General features: G+C 44.1%; 5 protein-coding genes. 2 read left to right on the forward strand and 3 right to left on the reverse strand.

Features of this window, described 5'->3' with window-relative positions:
- Positions 1 to 380 (reverse strand): hypothetical protein (locus LC574_RS22910; RefSeq protein WP_229455842.1); only part of this gene is annotated, 380 nt, incomplete at its 3' end.
- Positions 381 to 743: 363 nt separating this feature from the next.
- Here LC574_RS22910 and LC574_RS22915 point away from each other — a divergent pair.
- The gene (locus LC574_RS22915; RefSeq protein WP_229455844.1) at positions 744 to 1,457 is read left to right on the forward strand and encodes a hypothetical protein; all 714 of its coding nucleotides are present in this window, start codon (positions 744 to 746) and stop codon (positions 1,455 to 1,457) included.
- A gap of 586 nt (positions 1,458 to 2,043) precedes the next feature.
- Here the strand turns inward: LC574_RS22915 and LC574_RS22920 are convergent.
- Complete coding sequence (locus tag LC574_RS22920) at positions 2,044 to 2,877, reverse strand: metallophosphoesterase (RefSeq protein ID WP_229455845.1); 834 nt, start codon at positions 2,875 to 2,877, stop codon at positions 2,044 to 2,046.
- Between the two features lie 867 nt (positions 2,878 to 3,744).
- Between LC574_RS22920 and LC574_RS22925 the strand changes: the two genes are divergently transcribed.
- Complete coding sequence (locus LC574_RS22925) at positions 3,745 to 4,785, forward strand: SDR family oxidoreductase (RefSeq protein WP_229455849.1); 1,041 nt, start codon at positions 3,745 to 3,747, stop codon at positions 4,783 to 4,785.
- A 283-nt stretch (positions 4,786 to 5,068) separates the two neighbouring features.
- Here LC574_RS22925 and LC574_RS22930 read toward each other — a convergent pair.
- Positions 5,069 to 5,817, reverse strand: a 749-nt coding sequence (locus LC574_RS22930) for a metallophosphoesterase (protein ID WP_229455847.1), incomplete at its 5' end; no start/stop codon positions are given.

The following is a 5,817-nucleotide window of genomic DNA, read 5'->3' on the forward strand; positions in this document are numbered from 1 at the left end:
CCATCGTATACAAAAAGGGTACCGAGATTTAGGGTTTGCCAATCTTTTGGCCCCGAACTAGTGTAAACTTGAGGACCAACGAAGGCAGCGTTTCCAACACCATTAATTGAAAGTGTTTGACACCAGCTATTATTTCCATTAATTCTGATTGACGTAGGATGATAACCTGGTAACAGTTGCAGGGTTCCTACGACTTGAACACTGTAAGCACAGTTATTGATAATTCCCCCATAACCACTAGTGCTCAAACATGAATTGTCTTGGGGATAGGAATTCTTCATAGTAGCTCCTGGCCCAGTTACTGCCAAAGCTTGGTTTGCGACTAAGCTTATGACTCCAGCCAACATACTCACTAAATAACCTTTTATAAAAAACCGCATTCTTGTTCACTCCTTTTTTGCACGTATTTCAGCTTAATAATTGAGTTTACCTAAGAATGAAGTCCGTTTTTGACAAAGTTGTTCTATCGTCACAAAACTTTTTCATATAATTTTTCTCTATCCATTAACTGACAGGATAATAACATCTATCTTTGGGATAATCTTTCTTTCGATTAAGTATTAACTCCCTGGAGATAGAGCCACTTGTCTAATCTCAGAGGTTATTCTGATAATTACCAACAGTTGAGTAGCAAATTAAACTCAATATTTATCAGCAACATAAATTTTTAAGCTCATTAAAACCTCTTGTTCTTACAAAACTTTAGTTTGTCAAAATCATATCAAGGAGTGAAATCAACAGCTATGTCTATTCCCAATGAACGCGAAAGCAAAAACAGTGAAATCAAGCAAGAATCTTACACTGATACTAATGGTAATATTCACACTGACTTAACGCGAACCACTGAAACAGTCAAGAACAGCACAGCTAATCCCAACTCTTACAGTAACGGTTACGTACAAGGTCGAAATACTGAACGTAGCTACCAGCAAGCTGATTTAGCCGAGCGTGATAATAACAATGCCAGTCGTGGTTTGCTGTTGGGTATTATCGTTACTTCCCTACTTGGTTTGATTGTAGGTGGAGTCTGGTATTCCAACCAACGCAATGATGCAGCCGTTGATAATACTAATACTGTGCCGGTCGCGGTTCCTGTACTAAGTAATAGTAGTCCAACTCCTAGTGCTTCTCTTCAAACAAAAACGACGATAATCGAAAGAACCAGGGAAGTACCTGTTCCTGTTCCACAACAGCAGGTTACACCTCCATCTGCACCTCGCCAACCAGATATTAACATTACTATTCCACCCCAGCAGCCTGCGGCAGAAAAAGCGCCTTCTGCAATCCAGCCAACCCCTAAAGCTACACAAAGTCCAATTACTAATACTGTTGCGCCAGGTACGAAAAGTGATACCTCTAAAACCACTCCACCTCAAGGAGTAGACCAGTCAAACAGTACATCTAATAGCGGTTCTTCTACCGCAGATGATACTACTACAGGCGGTTCTGCTCAATAACGGCTTCTGAATCAGCCCACTTGATAATGCTGGCATTAACGCCAACATCTAACAAGTGGGAATATTCTTAAGAAAGATTTCTGAATTGTTGCGAAAAATTAATGGTACTCAAGTTTAGTAAACGTATCTTGTAGCTGAATAAACACAGTGCTAGATTAAGAGCAAGGTACAAACAGGTTAAGAGTTAAACAAAAAGTTTCCTGTTAGAGCCTGTACCTCCTGCTCTAATGTTCAAGCGATCGCTATGCTTGGTTGTGGCATCCATTGAATGTGTTTTCGCCTTAAGTTCCATGAGTTGTTTTGGAGGTTTTAAAACGCACAGCCAGAAAATGCCTGCCTAGCAAAAATGTAAGGATGTGCAATTCTGAGTAGAGCGATCGCCAATGCTGTCCACCTTAGTTTGAGTTAGTTACTTCTGAATTCTCCAATCTTCAAGAAACCGCCCCAAGCTGCTGATATTTATCCACCGTAGCTTCAGGCGGTTTCTGCTTTGTATTATGGATTTAAATTAACACTGAGCGGTGAGGGCTGTCATTTGTCATTTGTCCTTTGTCATTTGTCATTTATTTAGACCAATGACCAATGACTAATGACTAACTAACGTAATTACAGTCACTTCTGGTGGACAAAATAAACGTCCTGGTTTATAAGTTCCTAAGCCCCGATTCACATATAGTTGATTTTCTTCTACTTTGTGAAACCCTTGCGCCCACTCCCAATATCGCACGACTTTAGAACAGTCTCCCAAGAAAAATGTTACCCAACGCCGTAATTTTTTGGGAATTTGTTTGAGTAGCTTTTTATAATAAAATACTACAGGGCCAATGCCTGGAATTACGATGTGACCACCGTGGGTATGACCAGATAGTTGCAAATCTACCCGCCACTGTTGCAATACCTTAGCTGTATCTGGGTTATGGGATAAAACGATACGGGGTGTAACAGAATCTAGTTGATTCATGACTGGTGCAGGGTAGAATTCCCGTGACCAATAATCAGCTAATCCTACCAATGGTAATTCTTTTCCTAGTGGATAGGCGATTTCATTCCAAAGCACATGCACCCCAATGCTAGTTAACGCCTGTGTAACTTCTGCTTTTGAGTGGCTGTAATAGATATCGTGATTACCAAGTACGGCGTAGATACCACAGCGACTTTGGAGATGTTTGAGTCGAAGCGCCAATTGGTGAATCGGCGTCGGATCGTCAGTTACGTAGTCACCAGTTAATAGAATTAAATCTGGTTCAGCTTCGTTAGTAAGTGCGATCGCTTTTTCTAACATATCTTCCGACAGCCGCAAACCATCGTAGTGAAAATCTGACAATTGCACTAGCGTTGTACCTTGTAAAGATGCTGGAAGTTCCGCAATCTTAACCGTGATTTTATCTACTCTTAAATGTCCCGTAAACAACCAATGCATAAGGCAACCGATACTCCTCATACCAGCGCTTACAGCTTACCAAAATTAAAATGTAACTTGATAAACTGCAATAATTTATATGAAAGTACGTGCGGTATTCTCCGGAGGCGGAGCGTCTCCGGCTCCGCTCCAATATTCCAATGTCATCAGCAATTGGTCTTTCAAACAGAGCTTACCAAGAAAGTAGTCAGAATTCAGGAGCCAGAATGGCGAGTGTACGAGTGGCACAGCAAGTCGAGGTTTAAAGAAAGAGCTTTCAAGCATGGAGGAATAATTTGGCACAGCATCGTACTTGAAACCCCTGACTTGACTGCTGGGGTATTCTGAAGGAGTGAATTCTGACTTCTGACTCCTGTTCATTTTAGATAGGTTTGCCATCAGGGAATTCTCAATTTTTTTAAATACATTTGTATTCGGAAACACACGGCAATAATTTACAACTAATCTCATTCTCTAGTTAGAGGTTGGGTAAAAGGATAGATAGTTAATTATTAACTAGCAAGAACAAAAAGTCGGTATACGTACTGCTTGCTTCGGAAGAAGCCAGTTATGTTTCGGGCGCGGTCATTCCCGTTACTGGCGGTCATATCATGTCCGACTTAGTACTTAGTCAAAAGCGAGCGGAGCGTGGCAATCCCAAACCTTTGCGATTGCTTCATTCCACTTCGTTGCATTCGCAATGACATATCGTAAGTGATTTGCCGAACTTGATATCAGCCCGTTCTTCCATAGCGCTTTGCTTTGATGCCAATTTCTATCAGTCTCATTGCAGATGCTTCGGCTAAACCTGCCCTGGCATTTGAGGATCTGCCGAGAACCTGCTTTCAATCAATTCAGTGGAGCGAAATCCAAGTTAAGAAACCTAGTATGGAACAAAAAGATACCTTCAAAAAAGCCTCACGCCGTCAAGTTCTCGGCGGGCTATCCATTGGCGTTGTCGCAGCGCAAACGGTACCAGTCTTCGCACAACAAACATCTACCCCAGCAAACCAACAAGTGACATCTAACCAGGAAGCACCTAACCAGTCTGTCAAGCAGAACCCTGTTAAGCAATATCCGAGTCCGCCCTTTTCGCAACAACCGCAGGAGCCACCTGGTCTTGCCAGCCAAATGACCCCGCGACCCGATCACGGTGAGACAAGTTATCAGGGTTCTGGACGGCTAGTGGGACGCAAGGCGCTCGTCACAGGCGGCGATTCTGGCATTGGTCGGGCAGCAGCGATCGCCTTTGCACGTGAAGGTGCTGATGTTGCGATCAACTATCTGCCCGCCGAGGAGCCAGATGCCCGCGAGGTAATCCAACTGATTCGGGCGGCAGGACGCAAGGCGGTGGCGATTCCAGGCGATATTCGGAACGAAAACTTCTGCAATCAGCTCGTCGCTAATGCCGTGCGCGAACTCGGCGGACTCGACATTCTGGTAAACAATGCTGGTAAACAGCAATCTGTTGACTCAATTCTCGATCTCACAACTGAGCAGTTTGATTCAACTTTCAAGACAAATGTCTACGCGATGTTCTGGATCACCAAAGCTGCTGTGCCGCACCTCAGTTCCGGTGCAAGCATCATCAATACCTCCTCAGTCCAAGCCTATGACCCTAGCGAGAACCTGCTCGATTATGCACAAACCAAGTCGGCGCAGGTCGCCTTTACCAAGTCACTGGCAAAGCAGCTTGCTAAAAAGGGCATCCGTGTGAATGCGATCGCGCCTGGGCCTTACTGGACACCGCTCCAGGTCAGCGGCGGTCAACCACAGAGTAAAGTTGAGAAGTTCGGCAGTGACTCACCGATGGGACGTCCCGGACAGCCAGCGGAGCTTGCCCCCACCTACGTCCTCCTTGCCTCGCAAGAGTCGAGCTATGCTACCGGGCAAGTGTATGGCGCGGCGGGTGGAAGTGGGAATCCTTAATCCTATTGAGGTGGGTGAACCTCCATTCGCCGAGTGGGTGTAGGCTGCACACATCCCTGATGGTTCTATCTGCTAAGGCTTGAGAAGGATGTACGCGGATTACGATCAATATGGTTTTCCTGGCAGCAATGAGCTTGTGCTGCCAGCCATTCTCGGTCGAGAACCCCCCACACTACGAGAGTACATTCAAGAGCTTGCGAACCACAAAGCTTCTAACACGTTTGGTCATCAGTGGGTTTAGGTCAAGCATTCGGGAATTATAACTAATTAGCCGGACTTGATATTACTCACCCTGTAGGGTGATTATAGTAACTTCTGGGCGGCAAAACAAGCGTCCTGGGAGGTAAGTTCCCAAACCACGATTGACATATAGCTGATTTTTTCCCAGTTGATGGAAACCCTGTGACCATTCCCAATGGCTGATTACAGAAACATTTTCTTCCAAAAATGGAAATCGACGCTGCATTTTTTTGGGTATTTTTTCTGTAAGCTTTTCGTAAAAAAACATTGCAGGCCCAATTCCGGGAATCACGATTTGACCACCGTGAGTATGACCAGATAATTGTAAGTCAACTCGCCATGCTTGCAGTATCTCCGCAGTATCTGGGTTATGGGATAAAACGATGCGGGGTGTGTCGGGGTTTAGTTGATTCATAACTGGTACAGGATTAAATTCCTGTGACCAATAATCAGCTAGTCCTACCAATGGTAATTCTTTTCCTAGTGGATAGGCAATTTCGTTCCAAAGTACATGAATTCCAATGCTAGTAAGGACATCTGTAACTTCTGTTTTTGCGTGGCTGTAATAGATATCGTGATTGCCAAGAATAGCATAGATACCACTGCGACTTTGCAGATGTTTGAGTCGAAGTATCAACTGGTGAATCGGCGCAGGATCGTCAGTTACGTAGTCACCAGTTAATAAAATTAAATCTGGTTTAGCTTCGTTAGTAAATGCGATCGCTTTTTCTAACATCTCTTCCGACAGCCGCAAACCATCGTAGTGAAAATCTGACAACTGCACTAGCTTCT

Origin of the sequence: Nostoc sp. CHAB 5715 (genome assembly GCF_020829685.1) — a bacterium.
Lineage (GTDB): Bacteria > Cyanobacteriota > Cyanobacteriia > Cyanobacteriales > Nostocaceae > Nostoc.

Excerpts from the sequence above, each read along its gene's own strand:
- LC574_RS22920 (WP_229455845.1), bottom strand. The coding sequence starts at position 2,877 with ATGCATTGGTTGTTTACGGGACATTTAAGAGTAGATAAAATCACGGTT.
- LC574_RS22925 (WP_229455849.1), top strand. The coding sequence starts at position 3,745 with ATGGAACAAAAAGATACCTTCAAAAAAGCCTCACGCCGTCAAGTTCTC.
- LC574_RS22915 (WP_229455844.1), top strand. The coding sequence starts at position 744 with ATGTCTATTCCCAATGAACGCGAAAGCAAAAACAGTGAAATCAAGCAA.